At 60.9% G+C, this 26815-nt stretch carries 33 protein-coding genes; 24 read left to right on the top strand and 9 right to left on the bottom strand.

The genetic code is table 11. The features are described 5' to 3' along the window. Positions 1-13: 13 nt before the first annotated feature. Positions 14-946, bottom strand: coding sequence for a site-specific integrase (locus tag P3S72_RS15230; protein ID WP_276192901.1), 933 nt, complete (start codon positions 944-946; stop codon positions 14-16). Positions 947-1115: 169 nt separating this feature from the next. Here P3S72_RS15230 and P3S72_RS15225 point away from each other — a divergent pair, with 169 nt between their 5' ends. Further along, positions 1116-2123 (top strand): DNA-binding protein, encoded by a 1008-nt coding sequence (locus P3S72_RS15225; protein WP_276192900.1) that lies wholly within the window; start codon positions 1116-1118, stop codon positions 2121-2123. Here the strand turns inward: P3S72_RS15225 and gorA are convergent, their stop codons facing one another. Together gorA and galU are read right to left on the bottom strand one after the other, a co-directional pair. Beyond that, complete coding sequence (gene gorA / locus P3S72_RS15220) at positions 2124-3482, bottom strand: glutathione-disulfide reductase (RefSeq protein ID WP_276192899.1); 1359 nt, start codon at positions 3480-3482, stop codon at positions 2124-2126. A gap of 105 nt (positions 3483-3587) precedes the next feature. After that, positions 3588-4427 carry a UTP--glucose-1-phosphate uridylyltransferase GalU gene (galU, locus tag P3S72_RS15215; protein WP_003212579.1) on the bottom strand — a complete coding sequence of 280 codons (840 nt, stop codon included), beginning with the start codon at positions 4425-4427 and terminating at the stop codon, positions 3588-3590. 310 nt (positions 4428-4737) lie between these two features. On the opposite strand from galU, the gene P3S72_RS15210 reads away from it, so the two are divergent. Both P3S72_RS15210 and P3S72_RS15205 read left to right on the top strand, forming a co-directional pair. Continuing rightward, entirely contained in the window at positions 4738-4923 is a 186-nt protein-coding gene (locus P3S72_RS15210) for a hypothetical protein (RefSeq protein ID WP_247402407.1), read from the top strand. Between the two features lie 144 nt (positions 4924-5067). After that, positions 5068-5349 carry a YgdI/YgdR family lipoprotein gene (locus P3S72_RS15205; protein WP_247402404.1) on the top strand — a complete coding sequence of 94 codons (282 nt, stop codon included), beginning with the start codon at positions 5068-5070 and terminating at the stop codon, positions 5347-5349. An 11-nt stretch (positions 5350-5360) separates the two neighbouring features. Here the strand turns inward: P3S72_RS15205 and P3S72_RS15200 are convergent, their stop codons facing one another. After that, positions 5361-5591, bottom strand: coding sequence for a hypothetical protein (locus P3S72_RS15200; protein ID WP_276192897.1), 231 nt, complete (start codon positions 5589-5591; stop codon positions 5361-5363). Between the two features lie 251 nt (positions 5592-5842). Beyond that, entirely contained in the window at positions 5843-6193 is a 351-nt protein-coding gene (locus P3S72_RS15195) for a hypothetical protein (protein ID WP_276192896.1), read from the bottom strand. A 213-nt stretch (positions 6194-6406) separates the two neighbouring features. On the opposite strand from P3S72_RS15195, the gene P3S72_RS15190 reads away from it, so the two are divergent. The 10 genes from P3S72_RS15190 to P3S72_RS15145 all read left to right on the top strand — a co-directional run bounded on the left by P3S72_RS15190 (position 6407) and on the right by P3S72_RS15145 (position 15183). Then, positions 6407-6709: a DUF1883 domain-containing protein gene (locus tag P3S72_RS15190; protein ID WP_276192895.1), complete on the top strand. Its 303-nt coding sequence runs from the start codon at positions 6407-6409 to the stop codon at positions 6707-6709. A 26-nt stretch (positions 6710-6735) separates the two neighbouring features. Beyond that, positions 6736-6900, top strand: a complete 165-nt coding sequence (locus tag P3S72_RS15185; RefSeq protein ID WP_276192894.1) for a hypothetical protein — start codon at positions 6736-6738, stop codon at positions 6898-6900. 4 nt (positions 6901-6904) lie between these two features. Then, the gene (gene alkB / locus P3S72_RS15180) at positions 6905-7570 is read left to right on the top strand and encodes a DNA oxidative demethylase AlkB (RefSeq protein ID WP_276192893.1); all 666 of its coding nucleotides are present in this window, start codon (positions 6905-6907) and stop codon (positions 7568-7570) included. Positions 7571-7645: 75 nt separating this feature from the next. Then, a complete protein-coding gene (gene ada / locus P3S72_RS15175; protein WP_276192892.1) occupies positions 7646-8692 on the top strand; it encodes a bifunctional DNA-binding transcriptional regulator/O6-methylguanine-DNA methyltransferase Ada in 1047 nt (348 codons plus the stop codon). A gap of 119 nt (positions 8693-8811) precedes the next feature. Further along, a complete protein-coding gene (locus tag P3S72_RS15170; RefSeq protein ID WP_276192891.1) occupies positions 8812-9870 on the top strand; it encodes a nitronate monooxygenase in 1059 nt (352 codons plus the stop codon). A gap of 119 nt (positions 9871-9989) precedes the next feature. Next, on the top strand, positions 9990-10757 hold the full coding sequence (gene modA / locus P3S72_RS15165; RefSeq protein WP_276192890.1) for a molybdate ABC transporter substrate-binding protein: 768 nt from the start codon (positions 9990-9992) through the stop codon (positions 10755-10757). Next, a complete protein-coding gene (gene modB / locus P3S72_RS15160) occupies positions 10758-11438 on the top strand; it encodes a molybdate ABC transporter permease subunit (protein ID WP_276192889.1) in 681 nt (226 codons plus the stop codon). A gap of 5 nt (positions 11439-11443) precedes the next feature. After that, positions 11444-12523, top strand: coding sequence for a molybdenum ABC transporter ATP-binding protein (gene modC / locus P3S72_RS15155; protein ID WP_276192888.1), 1080 nt, complete (start codon positions 11444-11446; stop codon positions 12521-12523). A gap of 263 nt (positions 12524-12786) precedes the next feature. Next, positions 12787-14409, top strand: coding sequence for an ABC-F family ATP-binding cassette domain-containing protein (locus tag P3S72_RS15150; protein ID WP_276192887.1), 1623 nt, complete (start codon positions 12787-12789; stop codon positions 14407-14409). Between the two features lie 69 nt (positions 14410-14478). Beyond that, the gene (locus P3S72_RS15145; RefSeq protein WP_276192886.1) at positions 14479-15183 is read left to right on the top strand and encodes a YoaK family protein; all 705 of its coding nucleotides are present in this window, start codon (positions 14479-14481) and stop codon (positions 15181-15183) included. Positions 15184-15326: 143 nt separating this feature from the next. Here the strand turns inward: P3S72_RS15145 and P3S72_RS15140 are convergent, their stop codons facing one another. Beyond that, positions 15327-15680, bottom strand: coding sequence for a hypothetical protein (locus P3S72_RS15140; RefSeq protein ID WP_276192885.1), 354 nt, complete (start codon positions 15678-15680; stop codon positions 15327-15329). Between the two features lie 110 nt (positions 15681-15790). Between P3S72_RS15140 and P3S72_RS15135 the strand changes: the two genes are divergently transcribed. Further along, entirely contained in the window at positions 15791-16048 is a 258-nt protein-coding gene (locus P3S72_RS15135) for a hypothetical protein (RefSeq protein WP_247405364.1), read from the top strand. Between the two features lie 106 nt (positions 16049-16154). Here P3S72_RS15135 and P3S72_RS15130 read toward each other — a convergent pair whose 3' ends face one another. The 3 genes from P3S72_RS15130 to P3S72_RS15120 all read right to left on the bottom strand — a co-directional run bounded on the left by P3S72_RS15130 (position 16155) and on the right by P3S72_RS15120 (position 17445). Beyond that, positions 16155-16466 (bottom strand): AzlD domain-containing protein, encoded by a 312-nt coding sequence (locus tag P3S72_RS15130; RefSeq protein WP_276192884.1) that lies wholly within the window; start codon positions 16464-16466, stop codon positions 16155-16157. Next, positions 16463-17158 carry an AzlC family ABC transporter permease gene (locus tag P3S72_RS15125; protein ID WP_276192883.1) on the bottom strand — a complete coding sequence of 232 codons (696 nt, stop codon included), beginning with the start codon at positions 17156-17158 and terminating at the stop codon, positions 16463-16465. The genes P3S72_RS15130 and P3S72_RS15125 overlap by 4 nt, the downstream gene beginning before the upstream one ends. A gap of 71 nt (positions 17159-17229) precedes the next feature. Continuing rightward, a complete protein-coding gene (locus P3S72_RS15120; RefSeq protein ID WP_003191339.1) occupies positions 17230-17445 on the bottom strand; it encodes a hypothetical protein in 216 nt (71 codons plus the stop codon). A 177-nt stretch (positions 17446-17622) separates the two neighbouring features. Between P3S72_RS15120 and P3S72_RS15115 the strand changes: the two genes are divergently transcribed. From P3S72_RS15115 to P3S72_RS15070, 10 genes are all read left to right on the top strand, one after another. After that, the gene (locus P3S72_RS15115) at positions 17623-17979 is read left to right on the top strand and encodes a metalloregulator ArsR/SmtB family transcription factor (RefSeq protein ID WP_276192880.1); all 357 of its coding nucleotides are present in this window, start codon (positions 17623-17625) and stop codon (positions 17977-17979) included. 19 nt (positions 17980-17998) lie between these two features. Further along, positions 17999-19282, top strand: coding sequence for an arsenic transporter (locus P3S72_RS15110; protein ID WP_276192879.1), 1284 nt, complete (start codon positions 17999-18001; stop codon positions 19280-19282). Between the two features lie 12 nt (positions 19283-19294). Beyond that, entirely contained in the window at positions 19295-19780 is a 486-nt protein-coding gene (locus P3S72_RS15105) for an arsenate reductase ArsC (protein ID WP_276192877.1), read from the top strand. Then, positions 19777-20463 (top strand): arsenical resistance protein ArsH, encoded by a 687-nt coding sequence (arsH, locus tag P3S72_RS15100; RefSeq protein ID WP_276192876.1) that lies wholly within the window; start codon positions 19777-19779, stop codon positions 20461-20463. The genes P3S72_RS15105 and arsH overlap by 4 nt, the downstream gene beginning before the upstream one ends. A gap of 50 nt (positions 20464-20513) precedes the next feature. After that, positions 20514-21305, top strand: a complete 792-nt coding sequence (locus P3S72_RS15095; protein WP_276192875.1) for an AraC family transcriptional regulator — start codon at positions 20514-20516, stop codon at positions 21303-21305. 74 nt (positions 21306-21379) lie between these two features. Beyond that, the gene (locus P3S72_RS15090; protein WP_276192874.1) at positions 21380-21991 is read left to right on the top strand and encodes a LysE family transporter; all 612 of its coding nucleotides are present in this window, start codon (positions 21380-21382) and stop codon (positions 21989-21991) included. A gap of 320 nt (positions 21992-22311) precedes the next feature. Then, complete coding sequence (locus tag P3S72_RS15085; protein WP_276192873.1) at positions 22312-22605, top strand: hypothetical protein; 294 nt, start codon at positions 22312-22314, stop codon at positions 22603-22605. Between the two features lie 233 nt (positions 22606-22838). Then, complete coding sequence (mgtA, locus tag P3S72_RS15080; RefSeq protein ID WP_276192871.1) at positions 22839-25553, top strand: magnesium-translocating P-type ATPase; 2715 nt, start codon at positions 22839-22841, stop codon at positions 25551-25553. A gap of 65 nt (positions 25554-25618) precedes the next feature. Then, complete coding sequence (locus P3S72_RS15075; RefSeq protein WP_276192870.1) at positions 25619-25966, top strand: SLOG family protein; 348 nt, start codon at positions 25619-25621, stop codon at positions 25964-25966. 18 nt (positions 25967-25984) lie between these two features. Next, positions 25985-26776 (top strand): hypothetical protein, encoded by a 792-nt coding sequence (locus P3S72_RS15070; protein WP_276192868.1) that lies wholly within the window; start codon positions 25985-25987, stop codon positions 26774-26776. Positions 26777-26815: the final 39 nt, after the last annotated feature.

The raw sequence follows: 26815 nt of genomic DNA, 5'->3' as shown, positions 1-26815 counted from the left end.
AATAGAAGAAACCTCAAATCAGCGGCTGGGTGGCCAGGGTCATGCCAAGAAAGGGCGTCGCTTCAACATAGCGCATGGCGGATTTCATGTCGCTCCAGCCGACGTAACTCATCAACGACTTCAAATCCCAACCGCTGCGATGAGCCCAAGTGGCAAAGCCCCGGCGCAGGGAGTGGCTGGTGTATTGCTCGGCCGGGATGCCCGCGCGCTCCAGGGCCTGGCGCAACAGCGGGATCACGCTGTTGGGGTGCAACCCCGCCTCGCCCACGTTGCCCCAACGGTCAATCCCGCGAAACACCGGGCCGCGGACCAGCGCCGCGGCGCTGAGCCATTCGCTGTAGGCCTGCACCGGGCATAGCCGCAGCAATGCCGGGGTTTGGTAGGTCTTGCCAACGTTGTCGCGGTCGCTTTTGCTGCGCGGCAGGTACAGGCTGATGCCAGCCCCGGGCACGGCCTGAACGTGCTCGATGCTCAATCGGCACAACTCATCACTGCGAAAACCTCGCCAGAAGCCCAGCAGGATCAACGCGCGGTCACGTTTGGCGCGCAGCAGTCCGGCGGGGTCACGGGCTTCGCTCGCCGCTCGCGCCTCTCCTTCCAGGCATGCCACCACCTGCTCCAGGTGCTTGAGCTGCAACGGCTCTGCCTGCTTCTCGCGCGCAGGGTGCACGGCGCGAATCCCCTTGAGCACCTTGCGCACGACTGGCGCCTTGGTCGGATCGGGAAAGCCCTGGCTCGTATGCCACTGCGCCAACGCTGAAAGCCGCAGCTTCAAGGTATTCACCGCCAACACCCCGGCATGCGCCACGAGGTAACGCGCCACGTTGTCGCTGGTGGCGGGCAGGAATCCGCCCCAGCTCACCTCGAAGTGCTCGATGGCTGCTCGATAACTGCGGCGCGTGTTATCGCGGGTAGCGGCGTTGAGGTAACGATCCAGATCGCTCATGAAGGCCTTTTCGTACTGCTGAGGGGCGTACTCACGGCTAAAACCGCGCTGACACGGGATAATACGCCAATATCCCATCTGTTAGATCATGATTTTTAACCGATGACTATTGGTGTTATAGTATGTATATACATACCATGTACCACAGTACTAAATCGACGGAGACCCCATGGCTCGTGGCGGCATAAACAAAGCAGTCGTTCAAACGGCACGCCTGGCGATCCTCGCCCGCGGCGAAAACCCCAGCATTGATGCGGTACGCATCGAAATGGGTAATACCGGCTCGAAAACCACGATTCATCGCTACTTGAAGGAACTGGACGAGAGTGAAACGCGGCAAACCATCACCGAAGCGCCCATCGACGACGAACTGGGCGAACTGGTGGCGCGGCTCGCCCAGCGCCTTAAAGACAAAGCCCAGGAGCCGATTGACCTGGCCGTGGCGAAATTTGAGCAACAGAAAACCGCCCTGCTCGGCCAACTCGAAACGCTGCAAACAGCCCATAAGCAACTGCAGCAGCAATTCGATATCCAGGCCGCGGCCCTAGCCGACGAAAGCGCGGCCCTGCAAACCGCCAGCACCAGCCTGCAGACCGAGCAAACCCGTAACGCCGGGCTGAGCCAGGCGTGCAGTGACTACGAGTTACGCATCAGCGACAAGGACGAACAGATTCGCTCGCTGGAAGATAAACACCTGCACGCTCGGGATGCACTGGAGCATTACCGCAACGCAATCAAAGAGCAGCGCGAACAGGAGCAACGACGCCACGAAGGCCAGGTGCAGCAGGTTCAGGCGGAACTGCGCCAGGCCCAGCAGAGCGCAATGGTGCGCCAGGACGAGATCACCCAGTTGCACCGCGACAACGAGCGCCTGCTGATCGAGCATCGAGTAACCGTGAAGGAGCTGGCGGCATTGCAGGAGCAAGTGCGCAAGGACCAGGCGCAGCAACTCAAACTGAGCGAACAATTGAAGCAGATCGACAGCGAACGCGCCCTGCTTCAGGAGCGCCTGCGGGTCGCGGTGCAGGAGAGCCAGTCGCGCCAAGCCGCGCTGAGCGAATTTCAGCAGACCAACAAGACACTGGAGCTGGACCTGATCAAGGCCCAGACCAGCATTGAGGCGTTGCGCCTGACGGTCGCCATTGCAGCAACCGCCGAGGCAACGGCCAGCACCTGATCAGTCGGCCACGGGCGTGCGCATGGTGACGAACTCTTCCGCCGCCGTCGGGTGTACGCCAATGGTTTCATCAAAGTGCTGCTTGGTCGCGCCCGCCTTGAGCGCGATCGCCAAGCCCTGCACGATTTCCCCGGCGTCCGGGCCGACCATATGGCAACCCAGCACCTTGTCGGTGTCGGCGTCGACCACCAGTTTCATCAGGGTCTTCTCCTGGCAGTCGGTCAATGTCAGCTTCATTGGCCGGAAACGGCTCTCGAACACGGTCACCTTATGGCCTTTGCTCTTCGCGTCCTCCTCGCTCAGGCCGACCGTACCGATGTTCGGCAGGCTGAACACCGCCGTCGGGATCATCGCGTAGTCCACCGGGCGATACTGCTCCGGCTTGAACAGGCGGCGCGCCACGGCCATGCCTTCGGCCAGGGCCACCGGGGTCAACTGCACGCGACCGATCACATCGCCAATCGCCAGGATCGACGATTCGGCGGTCTGGTACAGGTCATCCACCTCGACAAAACCGCGCTTATCGAGTTTGACCCCAGTGTTTTCCAGGCCCAGGTTATCCAGCATCGGCCGGCGGCCGGTGGCGTAGAACACACAGTCCGTTTCCAGCACGCGCCCGTCTTTGAGGGTGGCCTTGAGGCTGCCATCGGCTTGCTTGTCGATCCGCTCGATATCGGCATTGAACTGCAGATCCAGGCCGCGCTTGGTCAGTTCTTCCTGCAGGTGCTTGCGCACCGCACCGTCAAAACCGCGCAGGAACAGGTCGCCGCGATACAGCAAAGACGTCTGCGCACCCAAGCCATGGAAAATTCCGGCGAATTCAACGGCGATATAGCCACCGCCCACCACCAGCACGCGCTTGGGCAATGCCTTGAGGAAGAACGCTTCATTGGAACCAATCGCGTGCTCATGCCCCGGAATCTGCGGAATCTGCGGCCAGCCGCCGGTCGCGATCAGGATGTGCTTGGCCGTGAAGCGCTCGCCATTGATTTCCACCTGATGCGGATCGACCAGTCGCGCATGCCCTTCGTGCAGGGTCACGCCGCTGTTGACCAGCAGGTTGCGATAGATGCCGTTGAGGCGGTTGATCTCGCGGTCCTTGTTGGCGATCAGGGTCGCCCAGTCAAAGTTCGCTTCACCCAGGGACCAACCAAAACCGCTGGCCTGCTCGAAATCTTCGGCAAAATGCGCGCCGTAGACCAGCAACTTCTTCGGCACGCAGCCGACGTTCACGCACGTGCCGCCCAGATAGCGGCTTTCCGCCACGCCCACTTTGGCGCCAAAACCAGCGGCAAAGCGCGCAGCACGAACACCGCCGGAACCGGCGCCAATCACATACAGGTCAAAATCGTAGGCCATTTCACTCTCCTCGGCAGGCAATCAGCATACCGACTTAGTTGGGGCTGAAAAACGAAAAAGCCACCCGAAGGTGGCTTTCTCTCACAACAGACGGGCAACCGTGAATCAGTAAGCCTTGCCGGTCTTGTAGAAGTGCTCGTAGCAGAAGTTGGTCGCTTCGATGTAGCCTTCGGCGCCACCGCAGTCAAAACGACGACCTTTGAACTTGTAGGCGATCACGCAACCGTCTTTGGCCTGCTTCAACAGGGCGTCGGTAATCTGGATCTCGCCACCCTTGCCCGGCTCGGTTTCTTCGATCAGCTTGAAGATGTCCGGGGTCAGGATGTAACGACCGATGATCGCGAGGTTCGACGGGGCATCTTCAGGCGCTGGCTTCTCGACCATGTCACGCACGCGGATCAGGCCATCGCCGATATCGTCGCCGGCGATAACGCCGTACTTGTTGGTTTCTTGAGGATCAACCTCTTGAACCGCGACGATGGTGCAACGGTACTTCTGGTACAGCTTGACCATCTGGGTCAGCACGCCGTCGCCTTCCAGGTTCACACACAGGTCATCCGCCAGTACCACGGCGAACGGTTCGTCACCGATCAGCGGGCGGCCGGTCAGGATGGCGTGGCCAAGGCCTTTCATCTGGGTTTGACGGGTGTAGGAGAACGAGCACTCGTCGAGCAGCTTACGGATGCCGACCAGGTATTTTTCCTTGTCGGTGCCTTTGATCTGGTTTTCCAGCTCGTAGCTGATGTCGAAGTGGTCTTCCAGCGCGCGCTTACCACGGCCGGTAACGATAGAGATTTCATTCAAGCCGGCATCCAGTGCCTCTTCGACGCCGTACTGAATCAGTGGCTTGTTCACCACCGGCAGCATCTCTTTGGGCATGGCTTTGGTCGCTGGCAAGAAGCGAGTGCCGTAACCGGCTGCTGGGAACAAGCATTTCTTGATCATATGGGTCCTTACAAAGGGCTGTGCGTACGGAATTCGGCGCAGTCTAATCAGGCCGCAGTCACCTTACAATGGGTCCTGCTGGCGTTGCGATGTCATCATAGAGAAAAAATGTCCGCGTAAGTTCCGCTAATCCTACGAAGAGCGGCACAAACGGCACGACAAAAACAACGTTGCCCTCTGGTTTAAAATGGGCTGAGACCCTTTTAGCACGCTTTTGCGCCTCAAACATTGACCTGGAATAACTTGGGCGGGGGCGCGACAATTGGCGCTATCATTACGCCCTTGAACCAGACCACGAGATTGTTAATAGATGTCAGAACCCAAAGGCGTAAACGGCTACCTGATCACGCAGCGTGCGGACGGTTGGCACTTGATCAACTTCCACGGAGACAGCGTTGCCGGCTCGTTCGCGACCGAACGCGAAGCTGTTGCGGTAGCCGAAGTGTTTGTAGATGAAGCGGGTCACGCGTCGAGCAAGCGGCCAAAGGGCAAGTAAGCCTGCAAGCCCTGCGCACAAAGCCCCGGTGACCGGGGCTTTTTTGTGTTTGTCATGTACCTACATGGCCGTTCGCTATAATCTTCCGCAAACGCCCCACGACAGTGTCCGCGCACCCCTCCAACATCCTGACGACGACCCCACATGAACAAGATTCTGGCACTCACCGCGGTACTGGCGCTCACCGGCTGCACCACCACCTCTGACGTTTATCTGAAAAACGGTGAACAGGGGCTGACGATCGACTGCTCGGGTGAAGCCAACTCCTGGGCCGGTTGCTATGAAAAGGCCGATGCGTCCTGCGCCGGCACTGGTTATCGCATCGTCGGCACCGAGGGCACGCCCGCCCTGAGCGAAGATGACAAGACCCTGGGCAAAGACGTGGGCAACTTCAAGAGCCGCAGCGTGGTCGTGGTCTGCAAGTAAGCGCTGCGGCCTTACATGTGAATTTCGGCAGACTTGATACCCAGGCTGCGAATCGTCTCGATCAGGTCATCCAGACGCTGGAACGACTCCACTTCATCCTGATCATCCACCAGGAAAAAGCTGCGACCGCCGCTTTTCTTGAAGAATACGATCCACTCTCCCAGATCAGCGGGATTCTGGATGATATGGGTGGCCGAGATCTGACCTTCGGCATGGCGGGCTTTGACGTGTTCACGTTTCATGACAGAGTTCCAGAAAAAGACAAATGCCGCGCAAACCCAGGGTTTGAGCGGCATTTTTTGTAGTGCATGGCCGACAGTTTAACGGATACCCTGCCCGATGAGCACGCCGTCTACTGTTTGACCATAGAGATTGACCCCGTCATTGGCGTGAACTTATGCACGACGGGACAACACGCAAAAAAAGCCTGACACCGCAATGGCAGGTCAGGCTTATTTATCGGATTCAAGCGTGCCGTGTGAAATGCACCGCCTCAACCGGAAATGCAGTCTTCCCCGGCCTTCTTCACATCGCCAGGACGGATCGGCACATTGGACATGCTCTCGTAGAGCTTTATGCTGCTGCCACTGGAGCGTTCTTCAATCTCGAAAATAGCCGACGGGCCAGTGGAGAATTTCTGCGGCACAATCACCTGCACGCCGTCTTTATGAGGCTCAATCTGCGGCGGCCGGCGGGTAGTCGACAATTTACGCACCACACAGGCGGCATATTCCTGCGGTTTTTTCCCTGAAATGACCGCCAAGGTCGGGGGGGTCTGCTTGATATCTGCAACCGAAGCACACCCAGCTATCGCCAAGGCCAGAACCAACACACTCCACTTCATATAAAACCTCCGATAAAGATCCTACGACAGCGGGGATGGTAATTTTCTCCCGCCCACGTAGGATTTATCTCTGATAACTCGGCAAATAACTGTTTTAAATTGTCGACGTCGTCGACGACGGCCCGATAATAAACGCGCTGGGGCTGATAAACTCTATCTTAACCTACGTATCGTTCTGATTTTTCAGAAAAAGCCCTTCTGGAGACACCCCCCATGAAATTCATCCACCAGCGTGAGCACCTCAACGAGGGAGACATTGTTGTCATCGAATGCTCGCAGACTTGTAATATTCGTCTGATGAGCGATGCGAATTTTCGCAGCTTCAAGAATGGCGGTCGTCATACCTACCATGGCGGCGCATTCGACAAGTTCCCCGCGAAAATCACCGCGCCCAGCACCGGTTTCTGGAACATCACCCTGGACGTTGTGACACGCCGCGCTATCAGCGTCACCCGCACACCTGCGCTGTCCCACAAGATCCGCATCGTTCGTCGCACCAACACCAAATTGAGCTGAGCCGAACACTCGACAGGAAAAAAGCTGTGACCACCACCAAATACGTCATCAAGTACAAGCTCAACGGCGAACGCCGCTTTGAGTTTGCTCAACTGCAAAGCAACAGCGTCGAAGAAGCCAAGCAGGTACTGGCGAAGATTCACGACGCCAGCGATGAGATCACTGACATCAACGTGAGCAAGGCGCTGTAAGCCCATGCCCGGCCCGACCGCCGACCTGTTTGCCGAAGACGCCCTGCAACAACCCGCAGGGCGCGAGCAGATTGGCGAACAGTCCCACGTTCTGAGGGGCTATGCCCTGCCCTACGTTGAACATCTTCTGCCAGCGTTGCGGCGTGTGCTGGCTCAGTCGCCGTTTCGGCAAATGGTCACACCCGGTGGTTTCACCATGTCGGCGGCCCTGAGCAGTTGCGGTGAGCTGGGGTGGACCACCGATCCCAGCGGCTATCGCTACACCGCGCTTGACCCGCGCAGCCGTCAACCCTGGCCAGCCATGCCCGAGACCTTGCGCCAACTGGCGGCACACGCAGCGGCCGACGCCGGGTTCAGCGAGTTTGTACCCGACGCCTGCCTGATCAACCGTTATGTGCCGGGGGCGAAGATGTCGTTGCACCAGGACAAGAACGAACGCTGCTACACCGCGCCGGTGGTTTCCGTGTCGCTGGGGCTGCCGGCGGTCTTCCTGTTCGGCGGCCATGCACGCAGTGACAAGCCGCAAAAAATCTCGTTTTTCCATGGCGATGTGGTGGTGTGGGGCGGGGTCGATCGCCTGCGTTTTCATGGCGTCATGCCGGTCAAGGGCGGCACGCATCCGATCATGGGCGCGCAACGCATCAACCTGACCTTTCGTACCGCCGGCTGATTTGACCGCAAGCTTCAGAGTGCCAGGCCACTGCGACACGACTAATCTGGCCGTGACCCGTCATGAGAACAGCCAATGAATAACGAACATGACGCCCGTTGGGCGGCAATCCTCGCCCGCGATCCCCAGGCGGATGCGCTGTTTGTCTATGGGGTGAAAACCACCGGCGTGTATTGCCGTCCCAGCAGCGCCTCGCGCTTGCCGCGCCCGGAAAACGTCGAGTTCTTTGATACGCCCCTGGAGGCCGAGACGGCAGGCTATCGCCCAAGCAAACGCGCGACCGGCGACCAGACGCAGCGCGCGGCGCGACACGCCGAGCTTGTCGCCAACGCCTGTCGGCAGATCGAACACGCCGAAACCCCGCCCAGCCTCGACCAACTGGCCCTGCAAGCTGGGTTGAGTCCGTTTCATTTCCATCGGGTGTTCAAGTCAGTCAGCGGTCTCACCCCCAAGGGGTATGCCAGCGCCCAGCGCTCACGCAAAGTGCGTGAGGGGCTCAAGGGACGCAACACGGTGACCGACGTGCTGTATGACGCAGGCTTCAATTCCAACAGCCGCTTCTATGAATCGGCGGATCAACTGCTTGGCATGAAGCCAAGCGATTACAAAGCCGGCGGCACGAATACTCACATCCATTTTGCCGTCGGCCAGTGTTCCCTCGGCGCGATTCTGGTGGCGCAAAGTCATCGCGGCGTGTGCGCGATCCTCCTGGGCGACGAACCGGACGCGCTGGTGCGTGACCTGCAGGACCAATTCCCCAAGGCCGAACTGCTCGGCGCCGACCCGGCCTTCGAACAGTTGGTCGCCCAGGTGGTGGGGTTTATAGAAGCCCCCGCCCTGGGCCTGGACTTACCGCTGGATCTGCGCGGAACGGCCTTTCAGGAACGGGTGTGGCAGGCCTTGCGCGACATCCCGGTGGGCAGCACCGCCAGCTATGCGCAGATCGCCGAACGAATTGGCGCGCCCACATCCTTTCGTGCCGTGGCCCAGGCCTGTGGCGCTAACCGCCTGGCAGTCGCCATTCCGTGCCACCGGGTAGTGCGCAGTAACGGCGACTTGTCGGGCTACCGATGGGGCGTGGAACGCAAACGCCTGTTACTGGAGCGCGAGCGCGACGTCTAAAACAACGGGGCGCCACTGCACGAAACTCAGGCTGCGTCCAGTGAATAAAACAGACTGGCCGGGTGCCAAGTGCCCTGCTAAAACAACGAAAAATCTTACTACCGCTGGAGACGCATCCCATGAGCACCTGGCCAGACACGCGCATTCTCGACCTGTTGGGCATCGATGTGCCGATCATCCAGGCGCCCATGGCCGGTGCGACCACTGCGCAAATGGTCATCGCCGCCAACGAGGCCGGCGCGCTGGGTTCGATGCCGGCAGCGGCGCTGAGTATCGAGCAATTGCGCGAGGCTTTGGCCACTGTCCGCAAGGCCAGCACGCGGCCAATCAATGTGAATTTCTTCTGCCACCAACCGCCCGAAGCGGACGAAGCGCGTGATCGGCGCTGGAAGGACCTGCTGCAACCCTACTACCGCGAACTGGGCGCCGACTTTGATGCGCCGACGCCAGTAACCAACCGTGCACCGTTCAACGAAGACGCCTGCCAAGTCGTCGAAGCATTTCGCCCTGAGGTGGTCAGTTTCCATTTTGGCTTGCCGGAAAAGTCCCTGCTCGACCGCGTCAAAGCGACCGGCGCCAAGGTACTTTCGTCGGCCACAACCGTCGAAGAGGCGATTTGGCTGGAGCAGCATGGCTGCGACGCGATCATCGCCATGGGCATTGAAGCCGGCGGCCACCGCGGCATGTTTCTCCGCGACGACCTCAATAGCCAGATCGGCTTGATGGCGCTGGTGCCGCAGATCGTCGACGCTGTCAGCGTGCCGGTGATCGCCGCCGGCGGCATCGCTGACGCGCGCGGGATCACCGCCGCCTTCGCTTTGGGCGCCTGCGCCGTGCAGATAGGTACGGCGTACCTGTTCACCCCCGAAGCCACGGTCAGCCCCTCGCACCACCATGCATTGCGCCATGCCCAGGCCAGTGAAACCGCGCTGACCAACCTGTTTACCGGCCGACCGGCGCGGGGCATCGTCAACCGGGTGATGCGTGAGTTGGGCGCGATCAACCCATTGGCCCCGGCATTCCCCAGGGCCGGCGGTGCCTTAATGCCACTCAAGGCCAAGGATGAAGCGGGCTTCAGCAACTTATGGGCAGGCCAGGCGTTGCGCCTGGGTAAAGAGATAGGCACCTATGAGCTGACCCGCGAACTGGCCAAACAAGCGCTGGCGAAGCTCAAATAGACCCAACCGCTGTGGCAACTTTGCACTGTACCGGCAATGGCCAACCGCTATATATTCCCCTACATAGCGGTTGAGCCTTCTACCTATAACAAGCCGTACATTTCCTAAGGAGCTGCTTCATGACGATTCGCGCTTCACGCCTGGCCCCCACCGCCCTGGCCACCCTGATTGCTGCCTGCGCTTTGGGTCCGGTCCACGCCGATGAAGTCCAGGTGGCCGTCGCCGCCAACTTCACCGCACCGATCCAGGCGATTGCCGCCGATTTCGAGAAGGACACCGGTCACACGCTGGTCGCCGCCTACGGCGCCACCGGGCAGTTCTATACCCAGATCAAGAACGGCGCGCCGTTCGACGTGTTCCTCAGCGCCGACGACAGCACCGCGCAAAAACTCGAAACCGAAGGCGATGCCGTCAAGGGGTCGCGCTTTACCTACGCCGTGGGCACCTTGGCGTTGTGGTCGGCGAAGGAAGGTTACGTCGACGCGAAAGGTGACGTCCTCAAGAAAAATGAATTCAAGCACCTCTCCATCGCCAACCCGAAAGCCGCGCCTTACGGCCTGGCAGCAACCCAGGTGCTGGCGAAGGAAGGTTTGACCGACAAGGTCAAGGACAAGCTCGTCGAGGGCCAGAACATCACCCAGGCCTATCAGTTTGTGTCCACCGGCAATGCCGAGCTGGGGTTTGTGGCCTTGTCGCAGATCTACAAAGACGGCAAAGTCACCAGCGGTTCGGCGTGGATCGTCCCAGCCTCCATGCACGACCCGATCAAACAGGACGCGGTGATCCTCAACAAGGGCAAAGACAGCGCCGCTGCCAAGGCGCTGGTCGAGTACCTAAAAGGACCGAAAGCCGCTGCCGTTATCAAGTCCTACGGTTACGAGCTCTAAATGCCGCTATCGAGTGCCGATTTTTCCGCGATCTGGTTGACCATCAAACTGGCGTCACTGACCACGGTGATCCTACTGGTCATCGGCACTCCGATTGCCCTGTGGCTGTCGCGCACCCGCTCGTGGTGGCGCGGGCCTATCGGCGCGGTGGTCGCCCTGCCGTTGGTGCTGCCGCCCACGGTCATCGGCTTCTACCTGCTGCTGACGATGGGGCCCCATGGTTACTTCGGCCAGTTCACCCAATGGCTGGGCCTGGGCACCCTGACCTTCAGTTTCGCCGGGCTGGTGATCGGTTCGGTGATCTATTCCATGCCGTTCGTGGTGCAGCCGTTGCAAAACGCCTTCTCCGCCATCGGTACACGCCCATTGGAAGTGGCCGCGACCTTGCGCGCCAATCCCTGGGACACATTCTTCAGCGTGATCCTACCCCTGGCCCGCCCGGGGTTTATCACTGCGTCGATTCTGGGTTTTGCGCATACCGTCGGCGAGTTCGGCGTGGTGCTGATGATCGGCGGCAATATCCCGGACAAGACCCGGGTCGTCTCGGTGCAGATCTACGACCATGTCGAAGCGATGGAGTATGCCCAAGCGCACTGGTTGGCCGGCGCCATGGTGGTGTTCGCGTTCCTCGTGTTGCTGGCGCTCTACTCCCGCCGTACCACCAAGATGGGCTGGAGCTGATGTCGATGATTGACGTGCGCCTGCACCTTGAGTATTCCGCCTTTGCCCTGGAGGTGGACCTGCATCTGCCCGGGCGTGGCGTCACCGCCCTGTATGGGCATTCCGGCTCCGGCAAGACCACCTGCCTGCGCTGCATTGCCGGGCTGGAACGTGCTGCGGACGGGTTTGTCCAGGTCAACGATGAAGTCTGGCAAGACAGCCGCAGCGGGCTGTTCGTGCCGCCGCATAAACGTGCGCTGGGCTATGTGTTCCAGGAGGCGAGCCTGTTCCCCCATCTGTCGGTGCGGGCCAATCTGGAATTCGGCCTAAAGCGCATCCCGCGTGCGCAACTTCGCGTCGACATGGCCCAGGCCACCGAACTGCTCGGCATCGGTCACCTGCTTGAGCGGCATCCGCAGCACTTGTCCGGCGGCGAGCGCCAGCGCATCGGGATCGCCCGCGCGTTACTGACCAGCCCGCGCCTGTTGTTGATGGACGAGCCGCTGGCCGCCCTCGACAGTAAACGCAAGAGCGAAATCCTGCCGTACCTGGAACGCCTGCACGACGAACTGGACATCCCGGTGCTCTACGTCAGCCATGCCCAGGACGAGGTGGCGCGCCTGGCCGATCACATCGTGTTGCTCCGCGAGGGCAAGGCCTTGGCCAGCGGCCCCATCGGTGAAACTCTGGCGCGACTGGATTTGCCCTTGGCGTTGGGCGACGACGCGGGGGTGGTCATCAGTGGCACGGTGAGCGCTTACGACGCGCACTATCAGTTGCTGAGCCTGCAACTGCCCGGCAGCGCCTTACACATGCGTGTCGCCCATGCCCCGCTGGCCTTGGGCAAAGCCTTGCGAATCAAGGTCCAGGCGCGGGATGTGAGCCTCAATGTGCAGGCGGAAGAACACAGCAGCATCCTCAATCGCCTGCCGGTGACGGTCATCCAGGAGATTGCGGCGGACAACAACGCCCACGTGCTGGTGCGCCTCGATGCGGGCGGCACGCCGCTGCTGGCACGGATCACCCGCTTCTCCCGCGACCAGTTGCAACTGCACCCCGGCCAGACGCTATGGGCACAAATAAAAGCAGTGGCGGTGCTGGCGTAAGCCACGAAACCCTTTTGGCACGAGCGCGCCCCGCTGCGGTCAGTCAGGCATACCGGCCTGATTTGTTGCCAAGGAATGCGCGCCATGCCCGATTTTGCATCGGCCGCCGACTTGCTGAACAAAACCAAGGTGGGTTAGCCTCTGCATCCCTTCTGATTTACCGGACGACCGCCGACGTGAACCGCTAAGCCTTCCAAAATGTATCTGCAACGAGCCGCCTGGCGTGCTTGTTGGCCTGTTCGACATTTTTTTTGGAGGTGCTGATGACTGACGTCAACCGGCTGCCCGTACTGGTTTCCCTGCAACACCTGTCCTTCCAGTTCGCCGATGGCGAAACCCTGCTGGACGACCTGAACCTGTCCATTGACCACACGCCCACTGGCATTGTCGGCCGCAATGGGCGCGGCAAAAGTATTCTGGCCAGGTTGATTGCCGGGAGGCTGGCGCCCACTTCCGGCAGCCGCGAGGGTTCTGCCAGCGTCGTGTATGTGCCGCAAACCCTGGTTATCGAGCCTGGCGACAGTATCGCCCACGTCACCGGCATCGCCCAGGCATTGGCCGCGCTTGAGCGCATGGCCCACGGCGCCGCTCGGGCCGACGACCTGGAACTGATCGACGATCGCTGGGACCTGGCCGAGCGTTTGCGCACCGCGCTGGATGTGGCGGGGCTGCAAGCACTTCATGCGCACACCCCAGCCCATCACCTCAGCGGTGGTCAGTTGGCCAGGGTTGCGCTGATAGGTGCGTTGTTGGCCTGTCCTCAGTTGCTGATTCTCGATGAGCCGACCAATCACCTCGACAGCGCCGGGCGTGATTGGCTGCTGCAGGTGCTGGGTGACTGGCGCGGCGGCCTGGTGGTGGTCAGCCATGATCGGCAACTGCTCAATGCCATGGGTCGCATTATCGAACTGTCGACCCTTGGCGCGCGGGCGTATGGCGGCAACTACGAAACCTATCGACAACAGCGCGATACGCAGCAGCACGCGGCTATCGCCGCCTGGGAGCACGCCCGCCTGGAGCGCAGCCGCGAGCGTCGGCGCCTGCAAAAAGACCACGACAGCCTGCAACGTAGCGCTGCCCGTTCACGCAAGCACGCTGAAACCGCGAATGTCGACCGCTTCACCAAGGCCCGCTGGAAAGGCGCCGCCACGCAAATCGTCGGCACGGTGCGCGGTGCCCATCGCGAACACAACGCCCGGCTGGAGGCGCAAGTGCGTCAAGCCTACGAAGGCGTGGCGGATCAGACGCCGACGCTGCTGGCCTTGCCCGGCTCGGCGTTGCCCAATGGCCGACAGGTCCTGACCCTGGTCGATGCCGAGCTTCCGTGGCTGGGCGCTCAAACCATCACGCTCAGCCTGATCGGCCCCGTGCGCGTCGCTGTGCGGGGGCCGAATGGTTGTGGCAAGTCGACCTTGCTCAAGCTGTTGGCGGGCCAATGGCCGGCCGTCAGTGGCGAATGCTCGGTGCATGTGCCCAGCGCCTATATCGATCAACACCTGGCCCTGCTGGACAACCAACGCTCCATCGTCGAGCAACTCAACCTGCTCGACACGCCACTGGCCGAGGCTGCGTTGCGTACCCGGTTGGCCTTGCTGCAACTGGACGCCTCACGGGTCACGCAACCGGCGGGCCGGCTCAGCGGCGGCGAACGTTTGAAAGCCGCGATGGCTATCGCCTTGTGGCGCGAGACGCCGGCGCAACTGCTGTTGTTGGATGAGCCCACCAATCACCTGGATCTGGAGTCGATCGTCGCGTTCGAACAGGCGCTGAAGGGATTTACCGGCGCAATGGTGGTGGTGTCACATGACGAGGGGTTCGTGCAGGCGATCGAGCCGACTCATACTTTAGTCTGGCAGAGCACTGGCTGGCGGCTGGTAGCTGTGTGAGATCATTGCGCCGGACATCAAAGCGCCTTACGGTGGTGGCCAGATAATCTCACCGAGGAACCCGGCCCCATGCTGCCTTCGTCCCAAAAGTCCTACGCCAACGCCGGGCTCGCCCATCAACAGCGATGGCGTGGCCGTGTCGGTATGCTGCTGGTGGCCAGCCTGTCGGTGCTGGCGGGGATGACCGATGCCATAGGCTTCATGGCCAGCGGCGACTTTGTCTCATTCATGAGCGGCAACACCACGCGCCTGGCGGTGGCGATCAGCGAAGGCGACCTGGGCCTGACCGGGCGCCTGCTGTTGCTGGTCGCAACCTTCATCGTCGGCAACGCGTTGGGTGTCATGGTCAGCCGTATCAGCCGACGCCACGCCCTGCCCTTGCTGCTGTGCATCGCGACGCTGCTCTGCGCCGGCGCGCTGTGGCCGTTCGACGACATGCTGCCCGCCTTGCTGGCGGCAATTGTGGCGATGGGCATGCTCAATGCCGCCGTCGAAGAAGTGAACGGATTGCCGGTGGGGCTCACCTATGTCACCGGAGCGCTATCACGCTTTGGTCGGGGGCTGGGGCGCTGGCTGCTGGGGGAGCGTCGCAATGGGTGGCGCGTGCAACTGATCCCATGGACGGGGATGTTTATCGGTGCAGTGATCGGTGCGCTGCTGGAGCATCGGATGGGCTTGAGTGCGCTGCTGGTCAGCGGGGCGCTGGCTGCAGTTTTGGGCGTGGTGTCACTGAAGATCCCCCGGCGCTGGCACTTGGGGTACATGCCGCGCTGATAACCAGGGGTGCTCGCCCGACGTTACGGCCTCGACGTCCGTGTACTGGTAAAGAGCCACCACGTCGAGCGAGCGGGTGAATCATAAGACAATGTCCAGCGTCTGTCCCGCCAGGCATGTCCTAAAACCACTAAGGCAACGGATTACAGACAAGTCGCGAGTGCGGCCAAACGACGCTTGGCGACCATAGAGTCATCAGCGGCGTAGTAATGCACGGAGGAACCGGCCCCTGTGCTGCGCACGTCGACAAAGTAGTCGCCGCCGGTGGTGTACACCGTGAAACCACCCGCCTCGATCGGCTCCTTGAAGCCGCCGGCGTCGACACCAAACACCGTCTCGTCCTGCCAGCCGAACTGGACACATTGGGCAACCACCAGCGCAGCCTTGTCCGAAGCCAAGGTCTTGTAGGGCGTGCCGGAGCGTGCCGCGTTCATTTTCGAGCCCGCGCAACCGCCCAGTGCAGCCAGTACCAATGCGCCAATTACCAGTTTCCGCATGCCATCGCTCCTTGGAAAAAAAACGCGACTCTACCATTAGCAGGCGACACTCACGGATTATTACGTCACCCTGTCGCCTACTTACGAGCTCGCTTCTACCTGGAAAACCGATGACACCCAATGCCGAACACTACAACCCATCCACCGACTATGCCGACAAGCTGATCAGCCGCATCGGCCAGACGCCCACGTGGATCGCCAAGCGCATTGGCGTGACGGACAAGCGGATTCGCTACATTCTCGACGGCGAGCGCACGGTGAAAGGCGAAAGTACTCCGATCCAGATGACCTACACCGAGCAGTTTGCGCTGGAGTGCCTGGCGGCCGAGGCCAAGGCGAAAAAGAAGCCGGCGCCGGCCGCAGAATGAATTTAGTTTCACTGTGACAGGGGAACGCGCCATGGATAATGGCCAGGCTCATTTTTAGAAGTTCCCTTCAGCCCGCCCTCCCGCGGGCTTTTTTTCGCCTACGCGTTTAGAGCCACCAGCGAAACAGGTAGAACAACGCCATGCTCAACAGCACGGTGAGCAGCACATTGCGCGTCCAGAACATCAGCGCCACCGCACAGATCCCGGCCAGCAGGTAGGGGTTGGCCGGGCTCAGGTTGAGCCGGTGGTCGGCGAAAAAAATGATCGGCCCACAGATCGCCGTGAGCATGCCCGGTACCGCAAACCCGAGAAACTCCCGCGCACCGCGAGTGAGGCGCACGGGCAGGCGCGGTTCGATAAACAGGTAGCGGTTAAGAAACACAATCAGTCCCATGCCAACAATCATCACGAAGATCATGCCTGCCCTACTCCCAGTCGCTTGCAGGCAAACCCTGCGCTCATGCCCAACAAACCCGACACCACCACGGCCGACTCCCATTGCAAGAAGCTCAAGCCCACCGAGCCCAACAGCGCCACCGCCACGCACACCACGGTGGGCACATCGCGCACCACGGGCGTGATCAACGCGATAAAGGTCGCGGCGATCGAGAACTCCAGGCCCAGGTGTTCGAGCCCTGGAATACTCTTGCCCAGGACGATGCCGGCGAGGGTGAACAGGTTCCAGGCGATATAGAACGTCAGGCCAACGCCCAGCGCGTACCAACGGTTGAAGGTTTCGCGGTCGTACTGGCTGACCAGGGCGAAGAACTCATCGGTCATCAGGAAACCCAGGCTCATGCGCCAGCGCGGCTTGAACGTCGACAAGGTGGGACGCAGATGCATGCCGTAGAGCAAATGTTGCGAGGTCAGCAGCAGGGTCGTGAGCAAAATGGAGACCAGGCTGGCGCCGCTCTTGACCATGCCGATTGCCACCAATTGCGCGGCGCCGGCAAAGACGATGGCGGAAAGACCTTGGGCTTCGAGCGGGGAAAAGTGCGCATCAATAGCCATTGAACCGGCCAGCAAGCCCCAGGGCGCGCACGCCAGGGATAGCGGAATGACAGCAATCGCGCCACGGGCGAATGCGTAATGAGGTAAGGCAGTAGGCATGGGAACCGCTCATCGACAGACAGTCGACAAGCATGCCAGCGCCCTGTGCAGGTTGTCTTGAACGATCTTGCTCAGGCCAGCTTGACGGACACCTGCTCCACCGAGTCTCGCGCTTCGCGCAGCTCATAGGCATCCTGGTTGAGGCGGTGGATGGTATTGAGCAAGCGCTGGCGCAGCACTTCATCGCCGAGTTTTTCGACGGCGCGCATCAGATCAAACGCCGCGGTTTCATTATTTTCCGCGACGGAATCGAGGGTCTTGCGCAGGTTGCGAGTGGCACGGGTCACGCGTGGTCTTCCTTCATCAGCTATGGGCAGGCACTTTAGGACATTTGTGTTTCATTTTAATTTCAATCACTTGTGGCGTGTTCCCAGACATTTGATCCATATCAGTTGAAACAGGATTTGACTGTAATATATGGAAATACGTATATTCGAATACACATATAAGCATAGGCCGTGGCCATGTCAGACCCTTTCTCCCCTCCCGCGCTGTTCAAATGCCTGGCCGATGCCACGCGCTTGCGAATGACCCTGTTGGTCCTGCGCGAAGGCGAACTTTGTGTGTGCGAACTGATCCATGCACTTGACAATAGCCAGCCGAAAATCTCCCGCCATCTCGCGCAACTGCGCAGCAGCGGATTGCTGCAGGATCGGCGCCAGGGGCAATGGATCTACTATCGCCTCAATCCGGCACTGCCCGCCTGGGTAACTCAGGTGCTGGACACCACCCTGCAAGCCAACCAGCCATGGTTGCAAAACGACGCGCAGCGTCTTGATGCAATGGGCGACAGACCACAACGAGCCAGCACCTGCTGTTGAACCACCGGAGCGTTTATCCATGCTTGTCGCAATAGCGATTTTTATCTTCACCATCGTCCTGGTCATCTGGCAGCCCAAAGGCCTGGGCGTCGGCTGGAGCGCAACCCTGGGCGCCATCCTCGCGCTGGCCTTCGGCGTGATCAGCCTGGCGGACATCCCGGTGGTGTGGCACATCATCTGGAATGCCACCGGTACCTTTGTCGCGCTGATCGTCATCAGCCTGTTGCTGGATGAGGCTGGATTCTTTGCCTGGGCAGCGTTGCATGTGGCCCGTTGGGGCCGTGGGCGCGGCCGGCGGCTGTTTGCCTATATGGTGCTGCTGGGCGCGCTGGTGTCGGCGCTGTTTGCCAATGACGGCGCGGCACTGATCCTCACGCCCATTGTGATGTCGATGTTGCTGGCGCTGCGTTTTTCCCCGGCGGCGACCCTGGCGTTCGTCATGGGCGCAGGGTTTATCGCCGACACGGCGAGCCTGCCGCTGGTGGTGTCGAACCTGGTGAACATTGTCTCGGCGGACTATTTCAAGATCGGCTTCAATGAATACGCGGCGGTGATGGTGCCGGTAAACCTCGTCAGCGTCGCTGCCACCCTGGCGGTGCTGCTGTGGTTTTTCCGCCGCGATATTCCGCAGACCTACGACCCGGCCGACCTGGCTGACCCGGCCAGCGCCATTCACGACCGCGCCACCTTTCGTGCCGGTTGGTGGGTGCTGGGCATCCTGCTGGTCGGGTGTTTTGCCCTCGAACCGCTGGGGATTCCCATCAGCGCCATCTCTGCCGCGTGCGCGGTGTTGCTGTTGGTGATCGCCGCCAAAGGCCACAAGATTTCCACGCGCAAAGTGCTCAAGGACGCGCCCTGGCAGATCGTGATTTTTTCCCTGGGCATGTACCTGGTTGTCTACGGGCTGCGCAACGCCGGACTGACCACCTATCTGGCGACCTGGCTCGACACCTTCGCCACCTACGGCGTGTGGGGCGCGGCCATGGGCACCGGGGTGCTGACGGCGTTGCTGTCCTCGGCGATGAACAACCTGCCGACGGTGTTGATCGGTGCGCTGTCCATCGAATCCAGCCATGCCGTCGGCGTGGTCAAGGACGCGATGATCTACGCCAACGTAATCGGCAGCGACCTGGGCCCAAAAATCACGCCCATCGGCAGCCTGGCGACCCTGCTATGGCTGCATATCCTGGCGCGCAAAGGCATCACCATCACCTGGGGTTACTACTTCAAGGTCGGGATTGTACTGACCTTGCCGGTGCTGCTGATCACGCTCGCCGCCCTCGCCTTGCGCCTTAGCCTCTGAAGGACATCCGTAATGAAAGTCTTGTTCATGTGTACCGCCAACAGCTGCCGGAGCATTTTGTCCGAAGCGATGTTCAACCACCTGGCGCCGCAAGGGTTTCAGGCGGTCAGCTCCGGCAGTTTCCCCAAGGGCCAGGTGCTGCCCCGCAGCCTGAGCACCTTGCAGGCGGCGGGCATCGGCACGCAGGGGTTGTACAGCAAGGGCAACGACGCCTTTGAAGGCAGCCCGCCGGATGTGGTGATCACGGTGTGCGACAAGGCTGCCGGTGAGTCCTGCCCCGTGTATTTCGGCCCCGCGCTGAAGGCACATTGGGGCTTGGAAGATCCTTCGGATGTCGACGGTGACGAGGCAAGCATCCAAGCCGCCTTCGACGCCACGTTGCGCACCATCGCCACGCGCTGCCGGGCGTTTTTCGCCCTGCCCTTCGCCGATCTCGACCCTGACGAACTGAAAGCAGAACTCGAACGCATTGCGCTGTTGCAGGCGCAGCAAGCATGACCACCCTGCCCAATCTGGACGCGTCGTTAATCACTTCACGCCCTGTCGAAACGCGTCAGCCCCCGCGCATTCTGCTGCTCTATGGATCGACCCGCGAACGCTCGTTCAGCCGCCTGCTGGTGGAAGAGTCCGCGCGTCTCTTGCAACACTTCGGCGCGCAAACGCGCATCTTCAACCCGAGCGGTTTGCCATTACCCGATGATGCTCCGCGTGAGCATCCCAAAGTGCAGGAGCTGTTGGAGCTGATGCAATGGTCGGAAGGCCAGGTCTGGTGCTCCCCTGAACGACACGGTTCGATGTCGGCGGTGTTCAAGGCACAAATCGACTGGGTGCCGCTGTCCTTGGGCGCGGTCCGCCCGACCCAAGGCAAGACCCTGGCGGTGATGCAAGTGTGCGGCGGCTCCCAGTCGTTCAACACGGTCAACCAACTGCGCGTACTCGGCCGGTGGATGCGTATGTTCACCATCCCCAATCAATCCTCAGTGCCCAAGGCGTTCATGGAGTTCGATGATCAGGACCGCATGAAACCCTCGGCGCTCTATGATCGCGTTGTCGACGTGATGGAAGAACTGGTGAAGTTCACCGTGCTGCTGCGTGATCGCCCGGACTTGGTAGACCGCTACTCGGAGCGCAAGGAAAGCGCGGATGAACTGTCGCAACGGGTCAATCAACGGTCGATCTGAGCCCTGCTGACGGCGTATGCTCACGTCCATCCCGTGACTGAGCCGACCCCATGAGCACCCTGCAACACGCCTGGCTGGGCAACTACGAAATCAACAGCGTCCATTGCACCGGCCTGACCTTTGCCCGCCACAGCCATGACGAATGCGTGATCGGCGTGAACCTTGTAGGCGAGGAAAAAGTGTGGCTGGACCGCCAGGAGTTCGCGGCCGGGCCAGGGTCCATCACCCTGTATAACCCAGGGCAGATTCAGGGCGGCGGTGCGGCGGACGGAGCGCCCTGGCAGTTTGTCAGCCTCTACGTCAGCGCGAACCAATTGGCCTGCGACCTGGGGCTGGCGCATGTAGAGTTCGATCGATCGCTGTGTTTCCAGCCGGATCTCGCACGGCGCCTGGCGGTTGTGGCGAAGGGCGCATCTAGCGGCGACGCGCGGGTCCGTGAGTTGAACGAAGACGCCTTGGTTGTATTGCTGGGCGAAGTGGTCAGCCTCAGCGGCGTGCGCGTGCCCGCCAGCGCGACAGCCGGTAAAAGCCTGATCGGTCGCGCCCAGGAAATGCTTGCCGAACAGTTGCATCAATCGCTGCCCCTGGACCACCTCGGCGAGGCGCTGGGGTTGTCCAAATTCCACCTGCTACGCACCTTTCAAAAAGAGACCGGGCTCAGCCCTCGTCAGTGGGCCATGCAATTGCGCACGCGCCGCGCCAAAGGCCTATTGCGCAATGGGATGGCGGCCGGCGAGGTCGCCCATCAGCTCGGTTTTGTCGACCAAAGCCACCTCAACCGGCATTTTCGCGCTGCCTATGGCATCACGCCTGGCCGCTATCAAAGTGTGGCGAAACGCTGAATAGCACAATCTGGTCCAAGACAACCTCTGCGTGCACCAGCACACTGCCCGCCATCATTTAATGGAGCACAGGCATGCTGGCGATCTTCTTCTACGCACTGGTATTGGGTTTTGTGTTTTGCCTCTCCCCCGGCGCTGTGCTGGCGGAGACCCTGCGCCGTGGCTTACAGCACGGTTTTACTCCGGCGCTGCTGGTGCAGGTCGGCTCGCTGGTCGGCGATGCGGTGTGGGCCGTGATCGGCCTGACCGGCATCACGCTGTTGATCCAACATGACGCCGTGCGCGTGCCGCTGACCATCGTCTGCGCGCTGTACCTCGCCTGGCTCGGCGTGCGCAGCCTGGGCGACGCCTGGCGTTTGCCCGAAGCCGACAGCGCACCGGCCGGCTCCGGTCAGAATGCGCTGGCCGTGGGCGCGGCCATTTCGCTGGCCAACCCGAAAAACATTGTGTACTGGGGCGCCTTGGGCAGCGCCTTGTCGGGCATCGTCGGAGCCACGCCCAGCCACGCGCAGACGCTGATGTTTTTCGCCGGTTTCATGCTGGCCTCGGTGTTGTCGTGTTTTCTGACTGCTGCACTGGTGAATCTGTTGCGCAAGAATGCCTCGCCGACCTGGCAGCGCATCAGTTATGGGGCATGCGGTGTGGTCTTGATCTATCTCGCCGTTCTCGCCGCGCAAGGGGTATGAAGTTATATATGGTCGACAACTTTCGAGTGTGTTTTATCTGAATAGACTCTGAACACTTCGCCATTTGATTAATCATGCGTTGACATTCTGTAACGGGCTAAGTAGATTGCCCCTGCCCGCAACTGGGGCCTTTTTTAAACCTCACAAAAGAAGCCAATGGACACAGTATCTAGTCGCTGTCCGAGCACCGCGTTGGCGGGCATCGGGCGCCAAATCCAGAATATGACAGGACTTGCCTTCCCGGTCCGGTAAGCTGCGCTAGAGCTTGTGCTCCATCGTAACTGCCTCGCCGGTCGCCCGTCCGGTCCCGAGGTGTTGTTATGACCTTCCAAACCTTTGTTGTAAATGATCTACGAATGCTGGCCACCGTCCTGCGCGCCAAGCTGTGCCGCGCGCCCGCAGGCTTTTCTGCTGCCCGCCCGGCCTTTGCTGCACCCTCCCCTCAAGTGCGTCCGGCCCATCCGCTGGCGCATTGGCGTGTCTGCCCAACGACCGGACGCCTGCAACAGCATTGGGCTCAAACCGACCCTCAGGACCCACAGAGGCGTATCGTTTTCAGCCTGACTGAAGCACGCCGGATGCTCGATCTATCCCTGAGCACTCGCGCCGCATAAATCGGCTGAAACAGCAACTTTCCGACTAATACCCTGGAGTTCTTTATGAACCTGTCCAGTAGTAGCCCGCTGCGCGAGTAGTAACTAACGCGTTATTTGCGGGCCCCTTGAAAGTTATTCAACACCTTATTTGAACCGATCGCGAAGTCCGCGGCTCGGCATGCTTTCGCTCGCCTGTCATCAGGTCAGTACCGGGTATGTTTTGTCGAGAATTGGCGACAGGAGTACACACCATGAGCGCCGTAAAAAAACCACCACAGCACAAGAAAAACCGCACCGACGCCGACACCCGCCTGTCGATGCGTGCCGCCCGCGAGGCCCACAACGGTCTGTCGGCCACCCTGGCCAATGTGCGGGCCACCCAGGATGGCCTGACCGAACTGGACGCCGCCGCGCGCCTGCAACGGCAAGGCCATAACGAAGTGGCCCATGACAAGCCGCCTCACGCCATCGTCCAGTTCCTGCAGGCACTGAACAATCCGTTTATCTACGTGCTGCTGACGCTGGGCGCGATCAGCTTCGTCACTGATTACTGGCTGCCGTTACAGGCCGGTGAAGAAGTCGACCTGACCAAAGTCATCATCATCATGACCATGGTCCTGCTCAGCAGCCTGCTGCGATTCTGGCAGGAGCACCGCTCGGCCAAGTCCGCCGAAGCGCTCAAAGCCATGGTGCGCACCACTGCCACCGTGTTACGCCGCGCACAAGTCGGCGCCCAACCGACACTACGCGAAGTGCCGATGCGTGAACTGGTGGCCGGCGATATCGTGCAGCTGTCGGCCGGCGATATGATCCCGGCCGACATCCGCCTGATCGAATCCCGCGACCTGTTTATCAGCCAGGCCGTGCTGACCGGCGAAGCCTTGCCGGTGGAGAAATACGACACGCTGGGGGACGTAACGCAGAAATCCGCCAGCCCCCTTGCCGTCGACCGGGGCAACTTGCTGGACCTGCCGAACATCTGCTTCATGGGCACTAATGTGGTCAGTGGCCGGGCGAAAGCCGTGGTGGTGGCCACCGGACCGCGCACCTACTTCGGCTCTCTGGCCAAAGCGATTGTCGGCTCCCGGGCGCAGACCGCGTTTGATCGCGGCGTGAACAGCGTCAGTTGGCTACTGATCCGCTTCATGCTGGTGATGGTGCCGATCGTGTTCTTCCTCAACGGCTTCTCCAAGGGGGACTGGGGCGATGCCTTCCTGTTTGCCCTGGCGGTCGCCGTGGGCCTGACCCCGGAAATGCTGCCGATGATTGTCAGCGCCAACCTGGCCAAGGGCGCCACTGCCATGGCCAAGCGCAAAGTGGTGGTCAAGCGCCTCAACGCGATCCAGAACTTCGGTTCGATGGACGTGCTGTGTACCGACAAGACCGGCACCCTGACCCAGGACAAGATCATCCTTGAGCACCACGTCAACACCTTTGGCCAGCGGGATGATGCGGTGCTGTCCCTGGCCTGGCTCAACAGCTATCACCAGAGCGGCATGAAGAACCTGATGGACCAGGCCGTGGTGCAGTTCTCGGCACAGAACCCCAAGTTCCAGGTGCCGTTTGCCTACAGCAAGATCGATGAATTGCCGTTCGACTTTGTACGCCGTCGCCTGTCGATTGTGGTCAAGGACGCCGCCGACGACCACCTGCTGGTGTGCAAAGGCGCCGTGGAAGAGATGCTGAGCATTTCCACCCATGTGCTCGAAGCCGGCGCCGCCGTGCCGCTGGATCAGCGACGTCGCCAGGAGTTACTGGCGATTGCCAATGACTACAACGAAGACGGCTTCCGCGTACTGGTGGTCGCCACCCGCAATATCCCGAACGCCGTGGCGCGCCGGCAGTACACCACCGCCGATGAGCGCAACCTGGTGATCCAGGGGTTCCTGACTTTTCTCGATCCACCGAAGGAAACCGCAGGCCCGGCGATTGCGGCGCTGCAACAGATCGGCGTCGCAGTGAAAGTGCTGACCGGCGACAACGCCGTGGTCACCAGCAAGATCTGCCGCCAGGTCGGCCTCGACCCAGGCCAGCCGCTGCTCGGTGCGGACATCGAAACAATGGACGACGCAACCCTGCTGCGCCGCGTGGAAGAACGCACGGTGTTCGCCAAGCTGACACCGCTGCAAAAGTCGCGGGTGCTCAAGGCCCTGCAAGCCAACGGCCACACCGTCGGCTTCCTCGGTGACGGCATCAACGATGCCCCGGCGCTGCGCGATGCCGACGTGGGTATCTCGGTGGACAGCGGCACCGACATTGCCAAGGAATCGGCCGACATCATCCTGCTGGAAAAGAGCCTGATGGTGCTGGAGGAAGGTGTGCTCAAGGGCCGCGAAACCTTCGGCAATATCATGAAGTACCTGAACATGACCGCCAGCTCCAACTTCGGCAACGTGTTCTCGGTGCTGGTGGCCAGTGCGTTTATTCCGTTCATGCCGATGCTGGCGATCCACCTGCTGCTGCAGAACCTGATGTACGACATCTCCCAACTGGCCTTGCCGTGGGACAAGATGGACAAGGAATACCTGGCCAAGCCGCGCAAGTGGGACGCGAAGAACATCGGCCGCTTCATGCTGTGGATCGGGCCAACCTCATCGATCTTCGACATCACCACCTTCGCACTGATGTGGTACGTGTTCGCCGCCAACAGCGTGGAGATGCAGACGCTGTTCCAATCCGGCTGGTTCATCGAGGGGCTGCTCTCGCAAACCCTGGTGGTGCATATGCTGCGCACCCGCAAGATCCCGTTCTTCCAGAGCACCGCCGCATGGCCAGTATTGCTGATGACCTGCGTGGTAATCGCCCTGGGGATCTACGTGCCGTTTTCACCGCTCGGCACCCTGGTGGGCTTGCAACCGCTACCGCTGGCGTACTTCCCGTGGCTGGTGGGCACCTTGCTCAGCTACTGCTGTGTGGCCCAACTGATGAAGACGATCTACATCCGCCGCTTCAAGCAGTGGTACTGATCACTCCCTCCGTTTAAGCGGTGGCGGCCGCCCGGCGGCCACCGTGTACTAAAAGGACTTCAACGATGCGCGTGCTGATCTGTGCAGGTCGTCATTACGCCGACACGAAAATGTCCCGCCAAGTGCTGGACGCTTACCACCGCCTGCGGCCGGTGCAGGTATTGATCCACGGCGGCAACCCATTCCTAGGCAGCGACATCGAGGAATGGGCGCGGGAAATCGGTATCGATGTGGTGCGTTACCCGCCCAATTGGCAACGCCACGGCAAGCAGGCGGAGCGCCAGCGCAACGAATTCATGCTGACCGACAGCCGCCCCAATGTGGTCATCGCCCTGCCAGGCGGTGATGACACATCCGAGCTGGTCTGCCAGGCCAAAGCCAGCGGAATTTCGGTGCTGACCGTAGAAAGCTGAATTCAAGCGAGGTACACCATGCACAAGAAACACCGTCAACACTCGAACGGGGTTGCCCGCTATCGCAGCGCTCGCCATACCCTCTTGTTGCTACCGCCCGCCAAACGACGCGCGCTGCGGCGCAATCTGATGTTTATCGGGCTGACGCTCAGCGTCATCCTCCTCATCAGCCTATTGTCGAAGGCCTTCGCAGCGGGGGGCGCCTACGTGGTCGACGACGGCGCAATCAATGCGCCGGGCGAATGCAACGTCGACGCCTGGTACAGCGCCCAGCGACACGACGGCAGTACGCACAACGAGACGCTGTCGCCTGCCTGCACCTTCAACGCCCTGCCTGCAATACAGTGGGGCGCGACACTGTCACGGGCCAACCGCGAGACTCAAGTAAGCCCGCAAGTGAAGGCACAGATGATGTCACGCCAGGACTTGGGTCTGGAGATGGCCGTGTCCGTCGGTGCCCACGTTGCCCTCGACCGGCGGCACGCGTTTGACGGCGCGGATTTCAACGTGCCGTTGACGTGGCAACCGCTGGGGGCCCTGCGACTGAACCTGAATGCCGGCTGGACCCATACGTATGACGACGGCGAGCAAAACCATCGCCTCACATGGGGCTCCAGCGTCGAATACCAGGTGGCGCATTCATTGACACTGATAGTCGAGCGCTACGGCCAGAAAGGCAGTGAGCAGGCCTGGCAAGCGGGCCCGCGATTCCACATTGGGCCGTTGGTCGACGTAGACGTCGTGGTCGGGCGCAGCCTGGTGGCTGAGCGCGCACAATGGTTGAGCACCGGCGCCACGCTGCGTTTCTAGGGATTCCCCCCTTCGCATCGGTGGCGCCTGCGGCGCCGC

It is taken from the genome of Pseudomonas sp. D3, assembly GCF_029320995.1.
Taxonomy (GTDB): Bacteria; Pseudomonadota; Gammaproteobacteria; order Pseudomonadales; family Pseudomonadaceae; genus Aquipseudomonas; species Aquipseudomonas paraveronii.
Note: the sequence above shows the minus strand (reverse complement) of the source record. Positions and strands in the feature narration are given on the sequence as shown.